Here is a 24,259-nt window from a genome sequence, read left to right on the forward strand (position 1 = left end):
TCATGATTGAGATCAATGAGCAAGAAATTTCACCAAAGTCATACAAAGATGATCATGAAATTGTTCTTTCAGTTAACGATGTTTCTAAAAAGTTTTGTCGAGATTTAAAGCGATCGCTACTCTATGGTATTCAAGATATCGCTTCTGAAGTCCTTGGTTTGCGAGAGAAAAACGATATTATTCGACCAAAAGAATTTTGGGCGTTGAAAGACGTTAATTTTCAATTGCGCCGAGGAGAAGCACTTGGTTTAGTTGGTAAAAATGGCAGTGGAAAATCTACCTTATTACGGATGATTGCAGGGTTGATTAAACCTGATACTGGTTTTGTAGAAGTTAATGGTCGGGTAGCACCATTGATTGCTTTAGGTGCTGGCTTCAATCCTATTTTGACAGGGCGAGAAAATATTTATGCCAATATGTCAATTTTGGGTTTGTCAAATAAGGAAATTAATGAACGATTTGATGAAGTTGTAGAGTTTGCTGAAATTGGAGATGCAATTGATGCGCCTGTACAGAGTTATAGTTCTGGGATGGCTGCAAGGTTAGGGTTTGCCAGTGCAATTCATACAAATCCAGATATTTTACTGGTTGATGAAGTGCTAGCTGTCGGAGATATGAAATTTAGAGTTAAATGCTTTCACCGTCTTGCTGAGTTACGCAAAGATGGCACATCTCTAATACTAGTTTCTCACGATCCAAATGTGATATTAACGGCATGTGATACGGCAGTTTACCTTTCATCTGGCAATGTAATTGCATCTGGAGAACCTCATTTAATCATGAGTAAGTACGAAGCTGATCTTTTTTTAAGGGAACAGGCAGAATACTATACAAACGCATTATTCCTACCAGAAAAATCTCAAAATGAAAGTCTAGGATTGGATATTACTTATCTGTGTTTTAAAGATAATCAAGAACAAATAATAGCATCACCAATCTGTGGTCAATCCACTGTTTTTTGCATAGGATATAAAGCTCATAATTATATCGAACATGTAGGTGTCATTATTTTAATTCAAGAAAAATTTGGAGAGGGAGGAATTATTCTCCGATTGAGTAGTTTTAGTGATCAGGTGAAATTTAATCTCATGCCAGAAAGGCAAGAAATTCAACTCCAGATGCCATATCTTAGCTTGAAACCTGGTTTATATATTATGAAAGTACTCATCGGTCAACCTGGACACAATTATCTTGATGCAGTCGAGGTTTTTCAATTTAGAGTTAATGAATATATCAATATGAGTCAATGCTTATTTTATCAGCCAAGAACATGGAAATTAAATAAAAATATTCAAACATAAAAAATGAAATCATGAAAGCTTTACTGATCATTCCATCAATTATACGTGGTGGAGTAGAAGAATATACTTTAAAAATTGCATCAGCATCTGTAATATTAGGTTGGAATGTTCATGTAGCATTTCCAAAATCTGATGGCACAAAAGCTTTAGTTAAAGATTTTATCACAGCAGGTGTACAATATCATCGTTTAGAAATTGATGAAAAACAGTATCATAATCAAGTAATTTTTAAAAAAGATTTACCATACTTTGTGCGAACAATTTTATTACTGCTTAAAGTGAAACCAGATATTGTACAAATTATTCTTCCGTTACCTGAATATTGTTTTGGCAGTATTATGGCTTGTGGATTTCTAAAAGTACCAACTATTGTTCGTTTTGGACTAGTTCCACCTATATGTCAAAATTATAGTCCCAAGAAATTAAAAGCATATGCCTGGGCAAGGAATAGGAATCAAAAATTATTAGCTATTTCCCAAAACAATCGTAAACTTGTGGCTAATTTATTTCAAATTCCTGAACATCAAATACTCTGCATTTATAACGGTGCTAGTATCAAGCCCATTCCTGGCACAAATCAAACAAACTATGTAGAACTCTACACTCAGTTAACAAAGGAAATAGGAATTTCTGAAAATAGCCAAATTCTTCTCACAGTAGGACGCTTACATGAGCAAAAAGGTTACATGGATATCATTCCAATCATTCCCCATATTGTTAAAGAGTTCCCAGATGTGAAATTTGTCTGGATTGGTGAAGGTGAGCAAAGGGAAAAATTATCCAATCAAATACAAGAGTACGGTGTTGAGAGCAAAGTTTTCATTCTGGGTTATCGATCTGATGTTCGTAGGTGGTTGCAAGCCGCTAATCTGTTTGTTTTTCCAACCCACTATGAAGGTGGTCAATCTCATGCGATCGCTGAAGCAATGGCATATGGTTTACCAATTGTTGCCTCAGATGCAAGTGGAATTCCAGAGGTAATTAAACATGGAGTTCACGGTTTGTTATTTAAAACTGGAGATACCTACGATCTGCTTGAGAAATTGAGATGGTCACTCAGAAATCCTGATCCTATGAAGGAGATGGCAAAGAATGCCAAAACACTCGCTCAAGAGTTTTCTGAAGAAAGAATGGTACAAGAAACCCTAGAAGTTTGGCACAAATTGATACAAACTTCTTCTCATAATCTGTAATTGAAGTTTTAACTGATCAATATAGTAAAGTAAAAAGATTATTTTTTATGAGTAATTTAAAAACACAACATGGATTAAATAGACCAATAAAGATCCAGATTATTAGTAGAAATTTTCCCATTAATTATGCAAGTGGTAGTAACATGTATGTACTAGATTTCATACGCTACTTGCAAAAAGCGGGTTGTGAAGTTGGGTTTGTATCGCTTGATCCTTTCCCTGGTCAGAAATTTCCGTGGAGTTTTATTCCGAATGCATTAGCAACAACTGACAAAATATGGATTCGTAATAACTTACGAATTGCTCGTGTTTTACTTAGATTTAACTCATTATCAGATTGGCTTACTGTACCATTACGGTTAGTTTATCTTTACCTTCCCAAACAGCAAAAAAATATTTATCGTGCCGTTCGAGACGCTTTCAAAAGACTACTACAAAAACAAAAGCAGCAGGCGACTACTACAAACGTCCATGTTCGAGAATGGCAGGAGCTTCTAGCAACATCAGAAGAAGTTGATTTTGCTAAAACTCAATTTTATAGGTTTAAACCAGATATTTTAATTGTTAACTATGTTTTTTTAGCTAATATTTTAGATGCCTTTCCTCCCAATGAAACTGCTCTAAAAGTTATCCTCACTCACGATATTTTTCACAAAAGATTTGCTAATTTCAAGAAAATAGGCATTTTCATAGATGCAGGCAATTGGGATTGGCAAGCAGAAGCCATGCTGTTACGCAAGGCGCAGGTAGTGTTAGCAATTCAGAAAGAAGATGCTTACGACCTTAAGCAAATGGCACCAGAGTCTGAGGTGATTTGTCTGCCCAAGGCTGCGGAGGTGAATAATTATCATAATGTTAAGCAAGTACCTGGTCGTTGCTTTTTTGTCGGTAATGCTGTGGATCACAACTACTACGGTCTTAAGTGGTTTCTTGAGGATGTGTGGCTAAGGGTTATAGAGTTAATGCCCAATTCTAGCCTCCACGTATGCGGTAGTGTGTGTGATTTAATTCAAGGAAATTATCCAAATGTTCGCTTTTTAGGTAGAGTAAACGATTTGAAACCGGAATACGAAGCTGCTGAAGTCTGTCTGGTTCCTTTGCTGGCTGGTAGCGGATTGAAAATCAAACTCGTAGAAGCTATGTCCTATGGTCGTGCTTGCGTTTCCAGCAGTGTAGGCGTTCAAGGATTGGGTGGGGCTGTAGGTAGTGCTGTTCTTGTCGCAGATACACCTGAAGATTTCGCAGCAGCCATACACATGGTGCTAACCAAAACAGAAAAGCGCCAATGGATGGAGGAACAAGCTCATAAGTATGCGATCGCCAAGCTTTCTCCTCAAGCAGCCTATCAACCTTTTGTAGATTACATTCACCAATACTTATACCAATTCCAGAAAAAAATGAAACAAACGCGTAGGTTGGGTTGAACGGAGTGAAACCCAACAATTATAAGACTTTGATGTGTTGGGTTACTCTGCGAGAAGCCGCGCAGGGCGCGTCTACGTCCCTCAACCCAACCTACATTCGTATCATATTTTTCGTGAAATGATATTACAGCAAGTACCAATTAAAGCTTAGAGATTCCGACGGTAACAGAACCTAAACTAATTTTTTTAGGAAACACGCCTAAAAGGTAGGAAGCATATGAATATAGTGAACAGAGTACAATTTCCTCAAACTGCTGAAATTTCTGATTTATATTTCAAAGTTTCTAATGATGTATCAATCAATTTTAATGAAGACAAAAACCAAATCATTTTATATGAAGATATTACCATATCTTTGAATACATATTTCAATTCATTATACGAGAAATTCTATACAAAATATACATCGATTCATTCACTCTATTATTTACTGAGATTAGAGGGAGATTTTGAGGTTTGTGCTTATAGAGAAACTTCTGAATCAAGTACAATAGAAGTTATTACCAGTCAATTTTTTAAAAGTTGTAGATTATCAGATTATGTAAAATTTCCCTTGCCATATCTCAAGCAAAATCAAGAAGCTGGTCGGATTTATCTAGAAATAACTTGCTTCAGTCAACAAGGTTTATTTACAGAAGGGTTAGTTATAACTGAACAAGAAAAATATCAGGATGTGTCACTAGCGATCATCACTTGTACATTCAAAAAAGAAGTTTATCTAAAAAAGACAGTCAATACTATTTTGCAAGACAGTTTCTTGCAGGATAAAAATTTCAAAATCTTTGTAGTGGACAATGGCGTAACTCTAAATGATAGTGATTTCAAAGACTATAAAGTTAAGCTTATTTATAATCGCAATGTTGGTGGAAGTGGCGGTTTTACTAAAGGACTGATTGAAGCGCTACAGGAAGAAGTTTATACCCACTTCTTGTTCATGGATGATGATATAGAGTTAGACAGTGAAGCTATTTACAGGCTTTTTTCTTTATATGAGTATGCAAAGAAAGATTTTGCTGTAGCTGGCAGTATGCTCGATTTATACAAAAAACATATCTTATATGAAGCAGGAGCAATATATAACAAATCCATCGACGATGAAGGAAACATTAAGCAAGATAAATTCACTGGCTATCCTCTCAAGCACAATCTTGATTTACGAAATATCACCACACTTACCTCACTGTTGTTAGAAGACAATATAGATTATGGGGGATTTTGGTTTTTTGCTTTCTCTAAAGAAATTGTCGAAAAGATTGGATTACCACTTCCCTTGTTTATCAAAATAGATGACATGGAATTTGGTTTAAGAATCAACGAACATTTTGATAATGCAATAGTGGCTTTTCCGTCTATAGCTGTGTGGCACGAACCCTTTTATGCTAAAAGACCCATTTGGGATTCATACTATTACATTCGCAATCACTTAATAACTAATTCAATTCATAGCTCATTAGAATATGTGAAAACAGTTAAAGCTTTCACACAATCTATACTCTATTCTTTATGTATTTTTGATTACAACTCCGCACAAATGGTAATTAAAGCTTTTGAAGATTATATGCAAGGGCCTAATTTCATTACCAGCAACTATCCAGAGATTCTGCATTCTAGAATTTCGGAACTCAGTAGAAGTTATAAAAACCAAACTATACTGGATAATTCAGTTTTAAAGAGTGAATTTTATCAACTTACTAAAGCCGGAATTTTCCAAAAAATGCTGACTTTGTTAACACTGAATGGTCATTTACTTCCGCAATTTCTAATTAATGATGAGAGTGTGATCATTCGATATAGTGTTAAAGAAAAAGAACGTGATTCTATCTGTAAAGGGTTAGCTAAAAAAAGAATTATTTATGTGATAGACGAAAATCCTAACTCTTATCAGTACGAATTCGATCAAAAAGCTGGTCTTAATATTTTATTTACCTGGTTTAACTCTGCAATTAAGAGTTGTTTGAGATGGTCAAGTGTCAGTGCAGAGTGGAAAAAAGCATTCAATGATTTAACCTCTATGCAATTTTGGCAGAAGTATCTGGAACCTCAAAAGTAAAACAAAGTTTCAACACCCAAACTATGTCAAGCAAGGAGAAGCATCATGAAAGTAGATTGGCTGATTATAGGGGCTGGGTATTCAAGCTGCGTGCTAGCTGAACGGATTGCAACTCAATTAGCACAACGAGTGCTAATTGTGGAACGGCGGGATCATATCGGTGGTAATGCTTACGATTTCTACAACGAGCATGGCATCTTAGTACACAAGTATGGCCCTCATATCTTCCACACCAAGTCTAAAAAAGCCTGGGGTTATCTCTCTCAATTTACTGAGTGGAGACACTACTATCATCATGTGCTGGGAGTAGTAGAAGGAAAGAAAGTACCTATTCCTTTTAATCTCAATTCCCTCTATGCTCTTTTTCCTCCACACTATGCACAGAAGCTGGAAAATTTGCTTTTAGAACACTTCGGTTTTGGAATAAAAGTCCCTATTCTCAAGTTGCGTGAAAGCGCCAGTGGAGATTTAGAGTTTTTAGCTAACTACATTTATGAGAATGTTTTCCTGCACTACACAATCAAGCAGTGGGAATTAAAACCTGAGCAATTGGATAGTGGAGTAACAGGACGTGTTCCGGTTTATATCAGTCGGGATAACCGTTATTTTCAGGATAGATATCAGGCTATGCCAAAACACGGTTATACCGAGATGTTTCGCCGAATGCTGACTCACCCCAACATCAAGGTACTCCTAAACACAGATTATCAGGAAATTATCAATGACATTAAGTTTAACCGGATAATCTGTACCGCACCGATTGATACTTTCTTTGAGTATATGTATGGCGAGTTGCCTTATCGTAGTTTGCGCTTTCAATTTGACACTTTAGAGCAAGAATATTATCAAGAGGTAGGTACGGTCAACTACCCCAACGATTACGACATCACCCGCATTACTGAACAAAAATACTTGTCGGGACAAACTTTACCCAAAACTACTTTAGTAATGGAATATCCTCAAGCTTATGTACCAGGGAAAAACGACCCCTATTATCCTATAACTCGTGAAGAGAATCGTGAACGGCTAGCTCTTTACCTCAAAGAGGTAGATAACTTGAATGGTACGGTAATCTTTGTTGGACGGCTGGCTGAATATAAGTACTACGACATGGATCAGGCTGTGGTTCGGGCGCTTGGTGTGTTCGAGAAAGAAATAGCTAATTTGACATACTCACCGCTCTAAAGAGACGGTGATTCTTGACGCTTTATCGGATGATGCTATCGAAATAGTCTTATTCTTCCTCTGCGTCCGTTTAGAGTTGTGGCAATGCCATATCCCGACTTGTTTATATTTTTTGCAGTCATTTCTTATAGTTTAAGACTTGATTAAAATATAATCATTTTAAAAAATAGAGGAGTAAAAGTCTTTTTTAGACTTGACTCCTCTTTCATCACTTTGGACACCAATTATCACGTTGATAATAGGTTTGACTTTACCTCAAAACCAATATATTCGCATCAATAGTTAACTCTAATCCGACTAAAGTTAGAAAAAATATTAAATTATTAAGTGCTTACATATACGAAAAATGTATTGAATGAACATATTGGTAGCAATAAATATATTTATAGTGAGAACAGCGATAATAAAAGAAAAATGAATATTTTCTAGAGCAATTCCTTGATTATAGGGTTGTTGAAGTTATTCATTTCACAAATATCATCTATAAATTCTAGTCAAATTTTATCAAAAATAAAACTAATTGTATAAGCTACCTCTTTAGGAAGCTGCTATTTAAAACAGATGATTTTATAATCTAAGCTATATCTTGAGAAGAGCAAAACCTCTCTTTAAGCAGCTACTTAAATTTGCCTCAGAAATTCTGGGGCATTTTTATTTAAAAGTATTATTAGTTTAAGAATAATGTTGTTTTAATTACAAAGATAATGTTTATGAATGCCGATTTCTAATTTTGATATAAAATAAATTAATCGCAAATACTTAATAATGTTTTTAGCTTGTTAAAGTAGAAACTAATATTATATTTATGTGATCAAATAAGTTTTTATTTAAAAACTTTCTTAGGAAGTGAAAATATGAAGTTTCAAATAGAATGTAACAGCTTGTTAACAAAAAACCAAATGTGTTTAGTATGCGATCGCTTGTTTCAGACGAAAGCAGCGAGATTAATTGTGTGCAGTGACAAAGGTGACACCTACGGTGATGTTTGTCCTGAATGTATAGCGAGGGGTGCTACTTGGATTGGTAGCCAACTGCAACAGTTCAGATGCAAATTTAAGTGACTTGAGTTAGCTTAAACGCCTTTGTTGAGCGTCTCGCGACAGTCCCCACTCTCAGCGCTTCGCAAGGTGGGGAAGGTTTGCTGTGAAATTGCGAAAACTTCTCAAGGTAATCTGAACGTAGTTAACAAATTTATAAAGATAATAAACCTCGTCCATCTTGAAAAGAGGAGTTTTTCAAAAAGGACATTATGTAGGTTGGGTGGAACGGAGTGTAATCCAACCTACAAAACTACAGTTCTCAAAGTAGACGAGGTTTAGTATAGTCTATCAACTAAAGTAAAGTTTAGTTTCATACTTAATTCACCTATCGCTAGAAGTGATAAATTAATAATTGAAGCTATAAAGCTTCCCTGGCAGACAAACAACAGCCTTGAGTGCAAAAGTTCAATTTAGTTAAGAGGTAAAAAACGCTGTTTAACCATCTGTCTAGCCAACTAACACCAACACCCAAGACGAACGCTAACATTTCCTCAAAATAGTAGTAAATAGAGGGTAATTTAACTGCTTGAATTGCACGACGAGTGTGTAATTGTTCAGTTCAACCCTAATTAGTATCATCAAAGAGAGGAAATAATTCAGCGAATAGAAGCTTGGGTGTTGTTGTTTTGAGAGGATAAGCGATCGCATCGATAGCATCCTAATTTTTTCAAACTCTTACCAATTACCGACACGGGCGGATAGTATAACTGTTCAAGCAAACATGATATGAATCACGACTTTGTGCTTTTCTTGATTGGCGTAGGTGTACTTATCCTGTATCTGATCTTCTCAGCAATGACCGAGATGGGAACAAAACTACCTTGGAAGAAGTAAATCGCATCAAGTTTGGCTAGCACCCGCTCGCTTCACCAGCCAACGATGCAAAATCACCATGATTACTACTAAAGGAATCATCAAAAGTGGAATAATCCCCAAACCCACACGAGCTGCAACAGCGCCAACACCCGCCGGAATTCCCGCAGCCCCCAAACTAGCAACACTTGTCATAAAACCAATTCCCGCCGGTACAATTGCAGTAGGTATTCGTTGCGGCATTAACCAAATTGTCAGTGGGAAAATGGGAGCCAAAGCAAAGCCAATTATCGGTAAACTGAATAATTGTTGCGGTAGCAGCCACCAAGCTGTTAAACCGATTCCCAGCAACATCAAAGCACTATCCAAAGTCCGGATTGCACCGAGATATCTCACTACACGCCCTGTAGCTAAACGTCCCAAGGTTAATCCTAACCAATAGGCGCTGACACTATAGCCTGCAAGTATCTCCGGTGTATCTCGGCTTACTGTTTGAACACTGTAAGCCCAGTTACCTACTGAGGCTTCCGTACCTACGTAGACTAACAATAAGAATCCAGCCAACAATACTGTAGGTGTTCTCAAGGCTACATTTAAGTTAGCTGTGGCACTCGTATCTGTAACACTAGTCCGTTTAGTTAGTGGTCTGTAGTTATACACAACAGCCCATAGCATCCCTAGTACTGTTAAACCAACAACGGTAGCAATGACAAAATACACACTCCGCCAATTGAGGTTCATTGCTAGCAGTGTTGTAGCGACAGCTGGGCCTAGTAACGCCCCAATACCATAAAAAGCGTGCAGTAAACCCATTAAATCAGCATTACCTTGGTGGTTAGCAATATACGTATTAATACCAGCATCAATCAAGCCAATTCCTAAACCAAGGAATGTACCTGCTGCAACCATTAATAACCAATAAGGAGAAACAGCGTAGCAAACAAGGGCGCAGGTAAGACAAAAAGACGCTAGTAACAACATCCGCGCCAAGCCAATATGACTGCTAAGAAGACTGCTAGTGAGTGCAGCGAATATATAACCAGAAACTTGGCTAAGAAAAAGTAAGGTGATGGTTGCAGAAGTTAGATTGAATGTGGCTTGGATCGAGGGTATGAGAACACCCAACCCTCCCTCAGTGATACCAATTGCAATAAAAGCGTAGAAAGATAAAGCCACACCAATCCAGCTGGAATTGTTGAACAGCGATCGCAATTTAGATGCCATAAATCCTGATGTTGCTCGCCTTACTTATTTTAAGAATGACATACTTGTTGAAAGTAGTAATTACTCTTCTTCTGACAGCAAATTTTGGATACTTGTTGACTGCGTTATCTTACTGAGTATGTTTGATCTTGTATCAAACAAAATTAGATAAATGATACATATGATACAGTTTTTTCTGCTAATTTAAGGTTTGATGCCTATTGGTCAAGTTATTATCAGTTTATATAATATCAAGCTAAAAACGCGATTGCAAAATCCACAAAAGATTAAAGTAGGAAACGTTGTTTTGATTCTGTATCCGGAGTATGTCGCCGGAAAAACGGGAGTTGTTTGCGCTCGCGAAGTAATTATCAATGAAAAGATGAGCGATCGCTGGCTCATTCAAGTAGAGTCTGAAAATATTGTGGTGTCACTCAACTCAGATGAGTTTCAGTTGACGTCAATCCATTAACATCAATCGTAATGGATCTAAACGCACATACCACGGCATAGGCTTGTCTTTGAATGTTGCCCATTTTTCCTTAAAAACTTCTGCTTGCAGATGGTAATCATGATAATCAGTAGGAGAGGAATGCAACTTCAAGAATAATGTCATCCGGTGTGGAGTTTCAGTAGCTCTTACCAGCCAACATCTAAAAGTATTATTTTGATTAGAGTCATTGGTAAAGGTGATGTGATGGGCGCGAATGCCCACATGAGATAATTCATCGGGGATAGTTTCAAGCACCTGTAGATTACAACCCCAGTCCACAGCTTCTATTTGCCCAGACTCAACAGCTACAGCAGTAGAGAAATTTTTACAGCCTGTTAACTGGGCAGCTGTAACTGTAGTAGGTCGCTCAAACACATCATATCTTGTCCCATGCTGAATGATTTTGCCATCCTCCATCACTAATAGATGTGGACAAACCCGGTAAGCTTCTTCCATGCTGTGTGTCACAAACAGAGTAATCCCTTGGTAATCAGCCAGGGTTTCTATCATTTGTTGTTCTAGTTGACTACGCAGATACGTATCAAGCGCCGAAAATGGCTCATCTAATAGTAATGCTTCTGGTTGACTGGATAAAGCCCGTGCGATCGCTACCCGTTGCTGTTGTCCTCCAGAAAGTTGACTCGGATAGCGATCGCCAAAACCCGACAATTGCACATCTATCAATTGTGATTCTACCTGTTGCTTAGTGGCATTTGCAGACATCTTCTCAGGTAAACCAAAAGCAATATTTTGTGCCACCGTCATATTAGGAAACAGAGCATAATTCTGAACCACAAAACCAATACGGCGTTCTCGACTAGGAACATTAATACCTTGTTCCGAATCAAACAAGACCCTACCATTCAAAATAATCTTGCCTTTAGTAGGTGTCTCAATGCCAGCGATGCAGCGCAAAATCATACTTTTACCTGCACCGGAACCTCCCAGCAAACCTAGAGGCTGGTGATCAGCACTGAAGGAAACTTTTAAATAAAAATCAGGAAGTATTTTTTCGATATCTACAATTAGTCCACTACTTGAAGATTGTGTAACTAACCCAAATAATTCACTCCCTTGTCCCCATTGTCCCCCATGTCCCCCTTGTCCCCTTCTCCTCTCTCCTCTTCTATTTTCTTGCCAATAGTTGACAGCAATGATTCCAGATAAAGAAATCACCATAATAGCGATCGACCAAAACCAAGCTTCCTCTATCGCTCCAGCTTCCACAGCAAAATAAATCGCCATGGGGATCGTCTGCGTTTGTCCGGGAATATTCCCAGCTAGCATTAAGGTTGCACCGAATTCACCCAAAGCACGCGCAAAAGCGAGAGTTGTTGCTGCTAATATACCAGGAAATGCTAAGGGGAAACTGATGCGCCAAAAGATAGTTGATTCAGTTGCACCGAGAGTTCTAGCTACCCGCAACAAATTCTGATCAATTTGTTCAAAGGCTCCCAAGGCAGTTTTATACATTAAAGGTAGAGAAACTACCGTAGCTGCGATCGCTGCACCATACCAAGTAAAAACTATGCTGAAGTCTAATTGCCAACTCTGCATGAGTTTTCCCACCGGCCCATTTTTACCAAAAAATACTAGTAGGATGAAACCGACTACTGTCGGAGGTAAAATCAAGGGTGCAATTAAAATACCTTCAATTAATGATTTACCTTTGCCACGATATCCGAACATCCAGTATGCAGTAGCAATACCAATAAAAAAGGTGATCAAAGTAGCAAGTAAGGATGTTTTCAGCGATATCCAAAGGGGAGATAAATCTTGTGGCATAGTTCTAAAAGGCAGAGTGCAGGAACAAGAAATTAAGGCAAGATAAAGCCGTATTTTTGTAGTACAGTTTTAGCTTGTTCACTGGATAGAAACTGAAGAAAGTCTTTTGCTGGTTGTAGATTTTTAGTTCTTTTTAAAACTGCTAATGGATAGACAATCGGAGAGTGATATTTTTCATCAGCAGCCACGACGACTTTGACTTTATTGGAGATTTTGGCATCAGTCTGGTAAACCAAGCCCGCGTCAGCATTACCACTTTCTACCGCTGCTAAAACTTGGCGTACATTGTTAGCATAAACAAACTTGGGTTTGATTGATTCGTAAATACCCAATTTTTTTAGGGCTTCTTCTGCATATTGTCCAGCAGGAACGCTTCTTGGTTCGCCAATAGCAATTTTCTTGATCTTGGCATCTTTGAGGTTGTTAAAGCTGCTAACACCTGTGGCATTCTGTGGCACGATCAAAACCAAACGGTTTTTTGCTAAAATGCCACGAGTAGCTGCAACTAGTTGCCCTGATTGTTCTAAGGTGTCTATCTGCTTCTTGCCAGCAGAGATAAACATATCTACAGGCGCTCCCTGCTGAATCTGTTGCAGCAAAGCACCAGAAGCTCCAAAATTATATTTAATGTTGACATTAGGTTTAGTTTTTTGGTAGTCAGTCTTAATTTCTTCCATCACATCTTTCAAACTCGCAGCAGCAGACACAAGTAACTCAGTGTTTGACTGTGCTACTACAGAAGAAGAAATAAATGCTAAACCAACTGCTAAAATCAAGCTAGTTAGTGCGATGCCAATAAATGTTAAAAATTGTTTTCTTTTCATTTACAAATCACGGTTTTAGTGCAAGACTCTCTGGTTGGAATTAACAGTTGGTATAATATTACCAACATTATCAGGCATTACCAACCTGATTGGTATTTTTTGCTACCAATTGAGCATTACAGGAAAAACCAAAAATATTGGCAGAAACTCCGCGATCGCAGTTAGCACCCTAAGCCACGCAGACATATTGGCAGTTTCTAGCGATAACCAATTGATCAGTATAAGGAAGTCAGGCTGAAAACCCTTGAGGGACAGCAACGTAGTGATCTGTCCCATTAATTATGATGAGTCGCGGGTGTTCAGATCCCCGACAAATTTTGCGAACTCAGGGATCTATAACCTCAGAACAAAAGGAATGCGGATATTAACCTGAAGTTCCCCCTGGGCAAAAAACGTTGATGCTAGCGATCGCCAACATCTACAAATTGCAGCGTTATTATACTTTTGAACGTTGAATTTTGAATTTTGAATGCTCTTGGTTTTCCGCTCCTTCTAGGGGTAAGAAAACTGTTAAAATCTCTCCATAACGGGGACGTTCACGCACAATCAGTTTTCCACCAATCGCTTGAAACAAATGCTTAGTTGCATTGAGGTTCAAGCTGATTGTACCTGTTTCTGGTTGGAACATCAGTAATTGACCAAGAGCTTTGCGAATCGGTGGTGTACAGGTTGATACAGTTGATGTATCGTTGTCTCCCACCAGAGGTAGAGGTAGTAATTGCAACTTTAGTTGATCACCAGCAGGAATAACTTGCACTTGAATATGGCTACCAGCAGGTAAGTTACGGGTAAAATTTTCCATTAAACCTGTGAGAACTCGATCAAGCATGGTAGGATTACTAACAACAGTCGGCAAATGCTGGGGTAAAACTACATCTAGCTTCAAGTTACGCCGAGTAGCTGCTTCTTGCCAACGGGGAATACTCGCCTGCAACACCTGCTCCAGACTCATTGCAGTTAGTTGAGTGCTTGTCGCTTTACCTGTAGCAGATGTTTCTAGTTCTGCTGCTCTAAACAGCAATTCCATCCTGTCAATTTGCTCGGTACATTCGCGATCAATTATTTTCAATTGCTTAATGACGTTGGCAGGTAAATCGCGCTGTTTCAGCAATAGTCTAGTGATAGTGCGAATGGTTGTCAAAGGAGTACGAACTTCATGAGCAAAAGCTTGCAGCATTTCTACATCAGGTTTTGCTGATGAGGGGTGGTGAGAATTAACCTCAGTTTTTTGACTTCGTTCACCATTTCCTTCTACTGTTTCCTTAGTTGCAGTTTCCCAGCCTTTATTTTCTTGTTCTGGTAATTCTGTGAGCAAAAATTGGCTAAACTGCATGACCATGCGATAATCTGGGGCGGTAGGGTAGTATTTTTGTACCGTCTCTTCTAGTTCAGCAAATAAATCAGGATTGCTCAACATTACCCTAGCGCTCAACGCCCGCCACGCCTGCTGCACGACTTCCGAATCAAAAGAAAATGAGAATGCTTTTTGACCGTTTTCTTCTGTTAGTACTAAAATCAATCTAAATTTTTTCGTAAAAATGAGACAAAACTGTTCATTTGCTAATGGATCTGTTTTTAGCAGAGGTAAAATTGATTCATTGTAAACAGTTGCATCTGCTGCGATCGCAACTTCTTGATCAGACATCTGAAATGGCATTAGTGCCAAACGATTAAACGGTTCTGCTGTAAAAGTTATTGACTGAAAACTTGTAGTTAATTTAGGATGATCAAACAAAGGTGCTGGCGCAGCTAAAATCAATCCTTGTGTTACATCCGTATCAATCGTTTCTAAGGCATTTAATAGCAACTGTTGTGTAGCCGCCACGCAGAAGCGCCACTGTTGTTGAGCCTTAGCAGATGAACAAAAACCCATAGTTGATTTACTATCGGCTAATACTTCGCTCAGACTAGGCAAAATCCATTTGTACACAAGTATTCACCCCTTAGTTCAACAGCGACATCCAGCGTTTAAGGCAGAGTTTTGACTTTCACTACTTTTTCACTGTTACTTACGAGGTTATCGATATTTGCACCATAACGAAAGTCGTATAACCGAACAATACAGGCGCAATTTCCGTTGATGATTGGTCATTTGTCATTGGTCATTGGTCATTTGTCAATAGTCAATGGTTGGTGATTATTTCTCATCTTCCTAAAACAACCTCTCTATTGATAGATCAACTGCTTACACCTGAGAACGATGGAAATCTTCTCAAAACAAGGCAAAACAGTATGTAGTAATCACAAACAAGCTTATTACTTAATTTATGGAGGAGTACAAAATGGTTGTGGGAAAACATCAACGTGCAGTTGGAGTCTTTTCTAACCGTAACGCAGCTGAACATGCGCTCACAGAACTGAGAGATGCTGGCTTTAACATGAATAAAATTTCTGTAATTGTTAAAGACAGCGATCGCACTGGTGATGTTGCTGGTGTTGACACACAAAAAGGTGTCGGTAATAAAGCCGATGAAGGAGCTGCTGCGGGAGCAGTTACAGGTGGTATTTTAGGAGGTTTGACGGGATTACTCGTAGGATTGGGTACTTTAGCTATTCCCGGTGTTGGGCCAATTCTACTAGCAGGCGAATTAGCCACAACCTTAGCTACAACTGCTGCGGGTGCTGGTATTGGTGCAGCAGCTGGCGGGTTATTAGGCGCATTAGTTGGTTTGGGAATCCCTGAAGAACGAGCTAGAGTTTACAATGAGCGCGTTTCTCGTGGTGATTATTTAGTCATGGTAGAAGGTACAGAAGCAGAAATCCGCCGCGCTGAAAGTATTCTCATAAATCGGGGGATCGAGGAGTTTGGTATCTATAATGCACCAGATGTTGCTGATGCTCACGGTGGTTATGTAAATCCTGCAACTTCTGAGGTTGATACTACTCCTACTTATGATCGTACAAACGTTGTTGACAATGATCCCAAGGTAGTTATTGTTGATCGTCGTGATAATGCTCTCTAACTGTTAAGTTTGCTCTTCAACCTTGCACACAGATCAAAATAATTGCAAAAAAAATTTTCAGTTGAGAAAAACAAATGAAAAAACTCATTCCATTCTTGCTTGGTGGTGTTCTGGTTATTGGTGCAGCAGGTTGCGAACCACCCTCTAGAACCAGCACAAATGCTCCTGATAATACCAGTGAAAACGCTAACGCACCAGCGCAAGAAACAGCTCAACAAAACCAACAAGACGCTACCAGCCAAACTCGTAAAGACCAAATTGAGTCAGATATTCGCGCCAGAGAGCAACGTAATAATACGACTGGCGGTGATGCAGATAGAGATGATGATGATCTAGAAAGCGAAGTTCGCGGAAAGCTAGAAGCAAATTTACCAGCTAGCCAATTAACGGTTGATGCGGAAGATGGCGTTGTGAAAGTAGCTGGAACAGTTCCTACTCAAGAGCAACTAAATAAAGTTCCCGCTCTAGCACAACAAATTAAAGGTGTGAAAAGTGTGGATGCACAAAAAGTAAAAGTTGCTCCCGCAACACCAGCACCAAATAACAATCAATAATTCTTCCTAGAGTTTTCTTTGAGCATTCACATTTATTTCAGACAAAAGGTAAAAGGGTAAACGCTGTTCTTTCAATTCCTTTCCCTTTTACCTTTTTCTTTTAACCTATTTTATTTTAACCTATATATATTGCGTAAAATACTAAGATAGTAGGTAATAAATCTATGTCAATCAACCTATGATTACAGAGTGGCAACAAGGCGAATATTCGATCAGTACAGATATAAATCGCTTAGATATTAATACTATACATCAGTTTTTAATGACTTCTTACTGGGCAGAAGGGTTGCCACTTCAAACTCTGAAGCGTTCCATTCAAAATTCGCTTGTCTTTGGTCTATACAAAAGTAAGCAACAAATTGGCTTTGCTCGTGTAATAACAGATTATGCTACTTTTGCCTATATCGCTGATGTATTTATTTTAGAACCTTTTCGTGGTCAGGAGTTAGGCAAGTGGCTGCTCGAAACAATTGTTTCCCATCCAGAATTACTAGGATTGCGTCGATGGTTACTTGCAACTAAAGATGCTCAAGATTTCTACCGTCAATTTGGATTTACTGAACTCAAAAATCCTGATCGCTTTATGGAAAAATGGAACCCGAATGCTTACACTCAGTAAAGTAATGATTTCAAACAATGAGTTTTGATCATACAAAATATTGCCTATTTATTGCTTATAGAAAGTAGCGATTGAAAGCAATTAATAAATCGATACCGACAAGTAAATTCAGAAATACTGTTATTGATGATGGTGCATAAATTTTAGCTATTCTCAATTTTATTAACTTATACTACATTTTTATCCAAATTATTAAGATTTTCCTGCTATATCTAAAGTTAATACCTGAATTTATGTTCAGGTGTCATATATTAATGACTTGAAAGCAAATTTGTTTTGGTGCTTGCTATGACAACTGTGACTCAGATGAAATGCGCTTGTGAATCTTGCCTTTGTATAGTTTCTCTAACTGATGCTGTGATCAAAGATGGCAAGCCTTATTGTGGAGAAAGCTGTGCGAATGGTCATCCCAATGGAGAGGGTTGTGGTCATCAAGGCTGTGGCTGTCATGCATAGCCTAATCAAAAGCAGGGTTAGCAAAAAGTAAATTGGTAGGCTAACAAGGAGATACTGGAATCATCGCTAATTTAGACCCCGGTGTGATGCGATCGCACCAATTAATTAGAAGTTTTGATACACGCAAAATCTCATTGGCACTCTTGAAGTGATGACAACATACGAGTGCCAATTCCAACACTAATTTAACAACATTTACACAATAGTCCTAACAAGATCAATCGACTTTTGATGTAGAGACACCTTCACTTGATTGGGGAACACTAGGCAACTCCAGACAGTATCCAGCGCCATATACTGTTTTGATGTAACGGGGATGGCGAGGATCTGGTTCTAGTTTGGTTCGTAAGTGGCGAATGTGGACTCGAATGGTTTCAATATCATCATCTGGATCGTATCCCCAAACTTCTCTGAGGATTTCACTTGGGGAAACAGTTTGGCCATGTCGCTGAAGCAAACAGTGAAGTAACTCAAACTCTAGATGAGTCAGTTTGACTGTTTGATTAAACCAGATTGCCTCAAACCGTTCAGGAACGAGGGTCAAAGGCCCATAGTTGAGAATTTCACTGTGCTTTGCAGCTTGGGGAATCCGGTCAGTACGCCGCAGTAAAGCACGCACCCGCGCCAGCATTTCCTCAACTTCAAACGGTTTCGTTAGGTAGTCATCCGCGCCAGCGTTAAAGCCTTCTACTTTATCCTGAGTCTGGCTGAGTGCTGTCAACATCAACACAGGAATCTCAGCTGTACGCTCATCTCGCCGCAAGCGCTGACAAACAGTGAATCCGTCTACTCTAGGCAACATCAGATCGAGCATAATCAAGTCTGGCTGGAGTTGTAAAGCCAGCGCCTGACCCTTGATTCCATCTTCTGCTTGGCTGACGTCGTAGCCAGCCATCTCTAAGTTGACGGCAACTAACTCTGAAATTGCTGGGTCATCGTCTATGACTAGAATCCTCGGCATTATTAAAAAATAATTACTACTTATTAAGGATAAATAAGAACCTTTGGGAAATACAAAGATGCTTCATTAGATTATAAAAAATATTTTAAATCTAACATAAAGATTAAAATTCAAAGATTTTAAAAATAAGTCCAAGCTATACTAAATCCTAAAGCGAATGTGTTACTGGTCATACAATCCACCATATTTTTTGCGAAACGGTGTAGCCATGACTCTCTACACCGCCCTTTTTGCTGGGCGTAACTGGGAACAAACGACGAAATACTCAGAGCCGCCCTATCAAGAACAGGTTTTTATCGGTGGACAGAGCGTACCGATTTTTGGTTGGATAGCTATTCCTGAAAACGCTTGCGGTACGATCATAGGAACATATGGTATTACAGGTGAGTTAGAGAATCAATGGTTTCTCAAGCTGCTAGGACGTAAAGCCTACGCCCAAGGTTATGCAGTCGTGTTATTTGATTGGCGCGCTCACGGCAGGACAGCCCAATTATCGCCGATGTTGACCAGCGATGGCTTGTACGAAGGTGAAGATTTTATCCGTATTGCTGCGGCGGCTAAAGCTATGGGATGTCCAGGAAAGTATTGGTTCACGGGATATTCTTTAGGGGGACAATTGGCGCTGTGGGCGGTGGGGGGAGTTGGGGGACATGGGGGAGTTGGGGGAGAGAAGACTTCTGTATTTTTAGATTTAGAGAGTTTGGGTTTAGAGGAAAAAGAAATTGGTGGTGCGGCGGTAATTTGTCCCAGTCTGGATTCTCGGCGATCGCTTTCCTATTTAGTTAAGCATCCTTTAGGTCGCTATCTGGAAAAGGCGATCGCGCGTAATCTCAAAAAACTGGCGTGGCAAATTTATGCAGATCATCCTGATAGTATTGACCCAGAAGCGATCGCACGAGTAAATAGTATCTGGAGTTTTGACGAAGAATTAGTCATAGAACGCTTGGGTTTTCCCTCAGTGGAAGCCTATTATGACACCAGCAGTGCTTTGCAGTTACTACCAAATCTGCAAAAACCGACTTTGATTATTTATGCTGAAGATGATCCTCTTTTTGATCCAGCGATCGTACCTGATTTACAATCAGCCTGTGCTGCTAATCCCATGATAGATTTATTACTCACCCGTTACGGTGGTCATGTAGGTTACATCAGCAGTAGAGATTGTCAATACCAAGCACAAGATCCTGATCCTTGGTGGGCATGGAATCGAATTTTAGAATGGCTTCGTAGTTAGGATTTTAGCCCTTTATGAGTGCTTAAGCGTACCCTACCCTACAGGAACGCCTTACGGGGTATGGGAAGCCGCTACCGCGTCTACACTACGAAACCAACTTGCGTTGACTTGCCAGACCACTAGTCCCAAGATCGATAAAATGTACTATCTTTCCAGATACTGGCAGTGCGTTGTTCAATTGCTGCAAGTTGGTTAGAAGTTAAGGGTTGGAAAGAACGTGCTGCTTTCACATTTTCTTCTAGCTGTTGTACACTATCAGCTGAAATTATGCAACTATGAACCCCTGGTTGAGACAAACTATATCCTAAAGCTTGCTGTATATTTTTCAAACCACCTGGTTGAAACAACTTCCCGTAAGCAGGAACTTTCATTGCAATCACACCTAAGTTTTGTTGCTGTGCTAGGGGTAGAACAACAGGAATAAACGGATGTGAATGGTGTTTATCAACAGCATTGATAGGGATCAGAGTTGTGTGGAATTGAAAGCGACGTAGTCCTTCGGCTATAATTTGTGGGTCACGGTGTCCGGTGATACCTACAAATCGCACAATTTTTTGCTGCATAGCTTCTTCTAAAGCTTTAATAGCACCAGAACTACTAAATAAAGTATCTATTTCTTCTGCGTAAGAGACATGGTGCAATTGCCACAAGTCAAGATAATCTGTATTGAGGCGTTTCAGTGAACTCTCTAGTTCTCGCCATGCTTCATCTCGGTCTCTTTTACCTGTCTTAGTAGCTAAAAACACATTTTGCCGATAAGATGGCAGTACTTTGCCTAAATAATCTTCATTTGTCCCGTAACTGGCAGCAGTATCAAAGTAACGAATACCGAGTTCGAGTGCTTTTTCAATAATATCCACAGCATCACGTTCTCGATCCTGTTTGTCTAATGGTGTTTTTGCACTTGCGCCTCCCAAACCGAAAATGGGAACTTTTACCCCTGTGCGTCCTAGCACTCGTTCTGGCATCAGGGCTGGTAATTTAGTAGGGTTGGAAGTATCTTTTTCCAAGGCATTTGCTCCCACAATACCACCAGCAGCAGCCACGCTGGTCATTAAGAAATTGCGCCGTGTTGTTTTTCCTACCATAGTTCTTTATTGACCAAGACTTCTTTGATGGTACAAGCGCTTACACCCCTTTGAACAAGCGATCGCCTTCCATCTCAACCTCAAACTACCCCATGTTCCTTAAACCAAGCCTGGAGACGTTTCCAACCATCTTCAGCCGCTTCCTTTTGGTAACTTGGACGGTAATCAGCATGAAAGCCGTGGGGAGCATTTGGGTAAACAACTATCTCAGATGGTTGTTTGGCTGCTTTTAAAGCTTGTCGCATTTTTTCAACTGTACTTAGGGGAATACCTTCGTCCTTACCTCCATACAATCCTAGTACAGGGGCTTTAAGTGAGGCTGCAACATTGATGGGATATTGAGGCTGAAGTGGTGTAGATTCACCGACCAAACGTCCATACCAAGCAACTCCAGCTTTCAGCTTAGGATTATGGGCTGCATAAAGCCAAACAATTCTTCCACCCCAGCAAAAACCTGTAATTCCGAGACGGTTCACATCGCCTTTTGATTTTGCTGCCCAAGCAACGGTTGCATCTAAATCAGATAATACTTGAGCATCAGGAACTTTTGACACCACTTTACTAATAATCTCTTGAATATCATTGAGTTTAGAAACATCTCCCTGACGAGCATATAATTCTGGGGCGATCGCTAAATATCCCAATTTGGCAAAGCGACGGCAAATATCCTGAATATATTCGTGAACACCAAAAATTTCCTGAACTACCAAGACAACTGGAAAGTTAGTACCAGAAGCAGGTATAGCCCGGTAAGCAGGAATAGTACCATCAGCAACAGGAATTTTGACTTCACCTGCAACTAATCCTGTGGGACTTGTTTTGATTGTTTGAGCAGTCACAGGATGAGTTGCGACAGCGAAACCTGTTGCTAGGGATGCCATGATGAATGTTCTTCTATTCAAATTCTTAGGCATAATTCTGATGTGCTTGGTGTCCGTTTAAAAAATACCTCGATTTTATCTAGTCGCGTATCGACTGTAAGTAGTAATGTGATGTGTACTACTAAATTAGTATGAGTGCGATCGCTTTTTAAAGCATTCTATGTGCTATCATTCACAGGTCAATATTTGCTATCCTTAAGTTAAATACTTGCGAAAAAATCACAAATATATTTTTTAAGCATCAAGTGCTACCATGCTCATCGAGTTCAGTGTTGGCAATTATAGATCATTTAAGCAAATAGTCACCTTTAGTATGGTGGCTGCAAACATTGTGTCTAAAGATAAGAATCTCGATGAAAATAATGTATTTCAGGTTAACGAGGAACTTCATTTACTTAAAAGTGCGGCCATATATGGAGCAAACGCTAGTGGCAAAAGTAATCTTGCTAAAGCACTCGGTTTTATGGCATGGTTTACAGTCAATTCTTCCAAATAAACTCAAAGTACAGAAAAAATATCCGTAGAGTCATTTAGTTTAAGTACGGAAACTGAAAATGAGCCATCTTTTTTTGAAATTGCCTTCTTAATGGATAAGCGAAAGTACAGATATGGTTTTGAAGTAACTCGTGACAGAGTAATTTCAGAATGGCTGTATTATGTACCAACTTCAAGAGAAACAAAACTCTTTGAACGTCATGAAAATGATATTAGGTCTTGGGCTTCCAAAAGATTCAAGGCTGATGGCATACAACAAAAAACTAGACATAATGCACTTTTTTTGTCAGTTTGCGCTCAGTTTAATGTTGAAATAGCTGAAAAATTTTTAGATTGGTTTAATCAAAGATTGAACCTTATTTCTGGGCTTGATGATAGAGGATACCGTGGTTACACAGTAAATTGTCTATTGAAAAATCAAGATAGGGACGAAATTGTTAAACTAATTAAAAAGTTGGATTTGGGTATTAAGGAGATTGAAGTTACAGAAAGTAAATTATCTCCCGATATTCTTCCTGAAGCAATGCCAGAGGAATTGAAAGAATTCGTTATAAGTTTGGGTAAAAATGGGAAAGTAAGAACAGTCAGAACTGCCCATCCAAAGTATGACCAAAGTGGAAATCAAATTTCTCTGGAATTATTTGATTTAGAAAATCAAGAATCAGAAGGAACACAAAAGATTTTTGCCATATCTGGGCTTCTCGTAGATACCCTCAAAGAAGGTAATGTGTTAATTATTGATGAATTTGATGCTAGGCTTCATCCTTTAATAAGTCGGGCTATTGTTGAGTTATTCAATTCTCAAGAAGCGAATCCTAAGAATGCCCAATTAATCTTCATGACCCATGATACTAATTTACTAAGTAATACAATTTTTCGCCGAGATCAAATTTGGTTTGTTGAGAAAAATCTATATGGTGCAACAGATTTATATTCTTTAGTTGAATATAAAGTTCGCAACGATGCTTCCTTTGAAACTAACTATATCAAGGGTAGATATGGTGCTATTCCCTTCATAGGAGATTTGCGTCAGTTGATGAGCATCTCTCATGAATAAGAGGAATTTACAACACAATAATAAACACTCACGAGGAGCTTCTTATCGAGGTTACTCACGCAGAAAGGTTGATGTTCGAGAGTTGAGAAAAAGGTTTCTGATAGTCTGCGAAGGGGAAGAGACTGAACCTAACTACTTTAGAAGCTTTCGTACTCCAGGACTAGTTATCGCTGTTCATGGGATAGGTGCAAACCCTAGCCGCTTGGTAGAGAAAGCAAAAGAGCTACACAGCCAAGATGAATATGATCAGATTTGGTGTGTATTTGATCGAGACTCATGGTCTAAACAAGACTTTAATAATGCAATACAAAATGCTAAAGTTCAGGGCTTTGATGTTGCTTACTCTAATGAAGCTTTTGAATTATGGTATATCCTACATTTTGAATACTTAAACACTGGTCTTCCCCGTGAAGAATATAAAAAGAAGTTGAGTAAACTGACTCGTCGCTTCCTGTTCTCTCAGTGTTTTATTTTAGGACTTGCGATTAATAGATATTTTTTTAACCACAAAGGTACAGATAACACAGAGAAAAATTAGAGATTTTATGAGTATTTTGACGGGAGTATTAACTCTTGTATGAGTATCATATGTAGATATTTTTCAGATGTCCAATATATATTTATTGATAATTGAAACTTT

At 38.8% G+C, this 24,259-nt stretch carries 20 protein-coding genes and 1 pseudogene; 14 read left to right on the forward strand and 7 right to left on the reverse strand.

Annotation, left to right across the window (positions count from 1 at the left end; translation table 11 throughout):
- Positions 1–2: 2 nt before the first annotated feature.
- The 6 genes from ACE1AT_RS02855 (at position 3) to ACE1AT_RS02880 (ending at position 8,214) form a co-directional block, all read left to right on the forward strand.
- On the forward strand, positions 3–1,301 hold the full coding sequence (locus tag ACE1AT_RS02855) for a polysaccharide ABC transporter ATP-binding protein (protein ID WP_374865803.1): 1,299 nt from the start codon (positions 3–5) through the stop codon (positions 1,299–1,301).
- An 11-nt stretch (positions 1,302–1,312) separates the two neighbouring features.
- Positions 1,313–2,494, forward strand: coding sequence for a glycosyltransferase family 4 protein (locus ACE1AT_RS02860; RefSeq protein ID WP_374865804.1), 1,182 nt, complete (start codon positions 1,313–1,315; stop codon positions 2,492–2,494).
- Positions 2,495–2,541: 47 nt separating this feature from the next.
- Positions 2,542–3,918, forward strand: a complete 1,377-nt coding sequence (locus tag ACE1AT_RS02865; RefSeq protein ID WP_374865805.1) for a glycosyltransferase — start codon at positions 2,542–2,544, stop codon at positions 3,916–3,918.
- 217 nt (positions 3,919–4,135) lie between these two features.
- On the forward strand, positions 4,136–5,968 hold the full coding sequence (locus ACE1AT_RS02870; protein WP_374865806.1) for a glycosyltransferase: 1,833 nt from the start codon (positions 4,136–4,138) through the stop codon (positions 5,966–5,968).
- Positions 5,969–6,013: 45 nt separating this feature from the next.
- Positions 6,014–7,153: a UDP-galactopyranose mutase gene (gene glf / locus ACE1AT_RS02875; RefSeq protein ID WP_374865807.1), complete on the forward strand. Its 1,140-nt coding sequence runs from the start codon at positions 6,014–6,016 to the stop codon at positions 7,151–7,153.
- A gap of 854 nt (positions 7,154–8,007) precedes the next feature.
- Positions 8,008–8,214: a hypothetical protein gene (locus ACE1AT_RS02880; RefSeq protein ID WP_374865808.1), complete on the forward strand. Its 207-nt coding sequence runs from the start codon at positions 8,008–8,010 to the stop codon at positions 8,212–8,214.
- A gap of 819 nt (positions 8,215–9,033) precedes the next feature.
- Here the strand turns inward: ACE1AT_RS02880 and ACE1AT_RS02885 are convergent.
- Positions 9,034–10,230 carry a sugar MFS transporter gene (locus ACE1AT_RS02885; RefSeq protein ID WP_374865809.1) on the reverse strand — a complete coding sequence of 399 codons (1,197 nt, stop codon included), beginning with the start codon at positions 10,228–10,230 and terminating at the stop codon, positions 9,034–9,036.
- Between the two features lie 193 nt (positions 10,231–10,423).
- Between ACE1AT_RS02885 and ACE1AT_RS02890 the strand changes: the two genes are divergently transcribed.
- Complete coding sequence (locus ACE1AT_RS02890; protein ID WP_374865810.1) at positions 10,424–10,681, forward strand: hypothetical protein; 258 nt, start codon at positions 10,424–10,426, stop codon at positions 10,679–10,681.
- Here ACE1AT_RS02890 and modB read toward each other — a convergent pair.
- The 3 genes from modB to ACE1AT_RS02905 form a co-directional block, all read right to left on the reverse strand.
- Positions 10,670–12,487 (reverse strand): molybdate ABC transporter permease subunit, encoded by a 1,818-nt coding sequence (gene modB, locus ACE1AT_RS02895; RefSeq protein ID WP_374865811.1) that lies wholly within the window; start codon positions 12,485–12,487, stop codon positions 10,670–10,672. The two genes, ACE1AT_RS02890 and modB, sit on opposite strands and share 12 nt — an antisense overlap.
- A gap of 32 nt (positions 12,488–12,519) precedes the next feature.
- Positions 12,520–13,311, reverse strand: coding sequence for a molybdate ABC transporter substrate-binding protein (modA, locus tag ACE1AT_RS02900; RefSeq protein ID WP_374865812.1), 792 nt, complete (start codon positions 13,309–13,311; stop codon positions 12,520–12,522).
- Positions 13,312–13,747: 436 nt separating this feature from the next.
- Positions 13,748–15,241, reverse strand: coding sequence for a sensor histidine kinase (locus tag ACE1AT_RS02905; protein WP_374865813.1), 1,494 nt, complete (start codon positions 15,239–15,241; stop codon positions 13,748–13,750).
- Between the two features lie 352 nt (positions 15,242–15,593).
- Here ACE1AT_RS02905 and ACE1AT_RS02910 point away from each other — a divergent pair, with 352 nt between their 5' ends.
- The 4 genes from ACE1AT_RS02910 to ACE1AT_RS02925 all read left to right on the forward strand — a co-directional run bounded on the left by ACE1AT_RS02910 (position 15,594) and on the right by ACE1AT_RS02925 (position 17,903).
- On the forward strand, positions 15,594–16,274 hold the full coding sequence (locus ACE1AT_RS02910) for a general stress protein (protein WP_374865814.1): 681 nt from the start codon (positions 15,594–15,596) through the stop codon (positions 16,272–16,274).
- Positions 16,275–16,348: 74 nt separating this feature from the next.
- The gene (locus ACE1AT_RS02915; RefSeq protein WP_374865815.1) at positions 16,349–16,828 is read left to right on the forward strand and encodes a BON domain-containing protein; all 480 of its coding nucleotides are present in this window, start codon (positions 16,349–16,351) and stop codon (positions 16,826–16,828) included.
- Between the two features lie 178 nt (positions 16,829–17,006).
- On the forward strand, positions 17,007–17,447 hold the full coding sequence (locus ACE1AT_RS02920; protein ID WP_374865816.1) for a GNAT family N-acetyltransferase: 441 nt from the start codon (positions 17,007–17,009) through the stop codon (positions 17,445–17,447).
- A 288-nt stretch (positions 17,448–17,735) separates the two neighbouring features.
- Positions 17,736–17,903: a metallothionein gene (locus ACE1AT_RS02925; RefSeq protein ID WP_374865817.1), complete on the forward strand. Its 168-nt coding sequence runs from the start codon at positions 17,736–17,738 to the stop codon at positions 17,901–17,903.
- 217 nt (positions 17,904–18,120) lie between these two features.
- Here the strand turns inward: ACE1AT_RS02925 and ACE1AT_RS02930 are convergent, their stop codons facing one another.
- Positions 18,121–18,864 (reverse strand): response regulator transcription factor, encoded by a 744-nt coding sequence (locus ACE1AT_RS02930; RefSeq protein WP_016863919.1) that lies wholly within the window; start codon positions 18,862–18,864, stop codon positions 18,121–18,123.
- A 157-nt stretch (positions 18,865–19,021) separates the two neighbouring features.
- Between ACE1AT_RS02930 and ACE1AT_RS02935 the strand changes: the two genes are divergently transcribed.
- Positions 19,022–20,098: a YheT family hydrolase gene (locus ACE1AT_RS02935; protein WP_374865818.1), complete on the forward strand. Its 1,077-nt coding sequence runs from the start codon at positions 19,022–19,024 to the stop codon at positions 20,096–20,098.
- Positions 20,099–20,217: 119 nt separating this feature from the next.
- Here the strand turns inward: ACE1AT_RS02935 and ACE1AT_RS02940 are convergent, their stop codons facing one another.
- Positions 20,218–21,186: an aldo/keto reductase gene (locus ACE1AT_RS02940; RefSeq protein ID WP_374865819.1), complete on the reverse strand. Its 969-nt coding sequence runs from the start codon at positions 21,184–21,186 to the stop codon at positions 20,218–20,220.
- Between the two features lie 80 nt (positions 21,187–21,266).
- The gene (locus ACE1AT_RS02945) at positions 21,267–22,100 is read right to left on the reverse strand and encodes a dienelactone hydrolase family protein (protein ID WP_374865820.1); all 834 of its coding nucleotides are present in this window, start codon (positions 22,098–22,100) and stop codon (positions 21,267–21,269) included.
- Positions 22,101–22,530: 430 nt separating this feature from the next.
- On the opposite strand from ACE1AT_RS02945, the pseudogene ACE1AT_RS02950 reads away from it, so the two are divergent.
- Positions 22,531–23,619: pseudogene (locus ACE1AT_RS02950) on the forward strand (ATP/GTP-binding protein).
- Complete coding sequence (locus ACE1AT_RS02955; RefSeq protein ID WP_374865821.1) at positions 23,612–24,157, forward strand: RloB family protein; 546 nt, start codon at positions 23,612–23,614, stop codon at positions 24,155–24,157. Before ACE1AT_RS02950 ends, ACE1AT_RS02955 begins: the two are co-directional and overlap by 8 nt.
- Positions 24,158–24,259: the final 102 nt, after the last annotated feature.

This window comes from Pelatocladus sp. BLCC-F211 (assembly GCF_041928655.1).
GTDB lineage: Bacteria > Cyanobacteriota > Cyanobacteriia > Cyanobacteriales > Nostocaceae > Pelatocladus.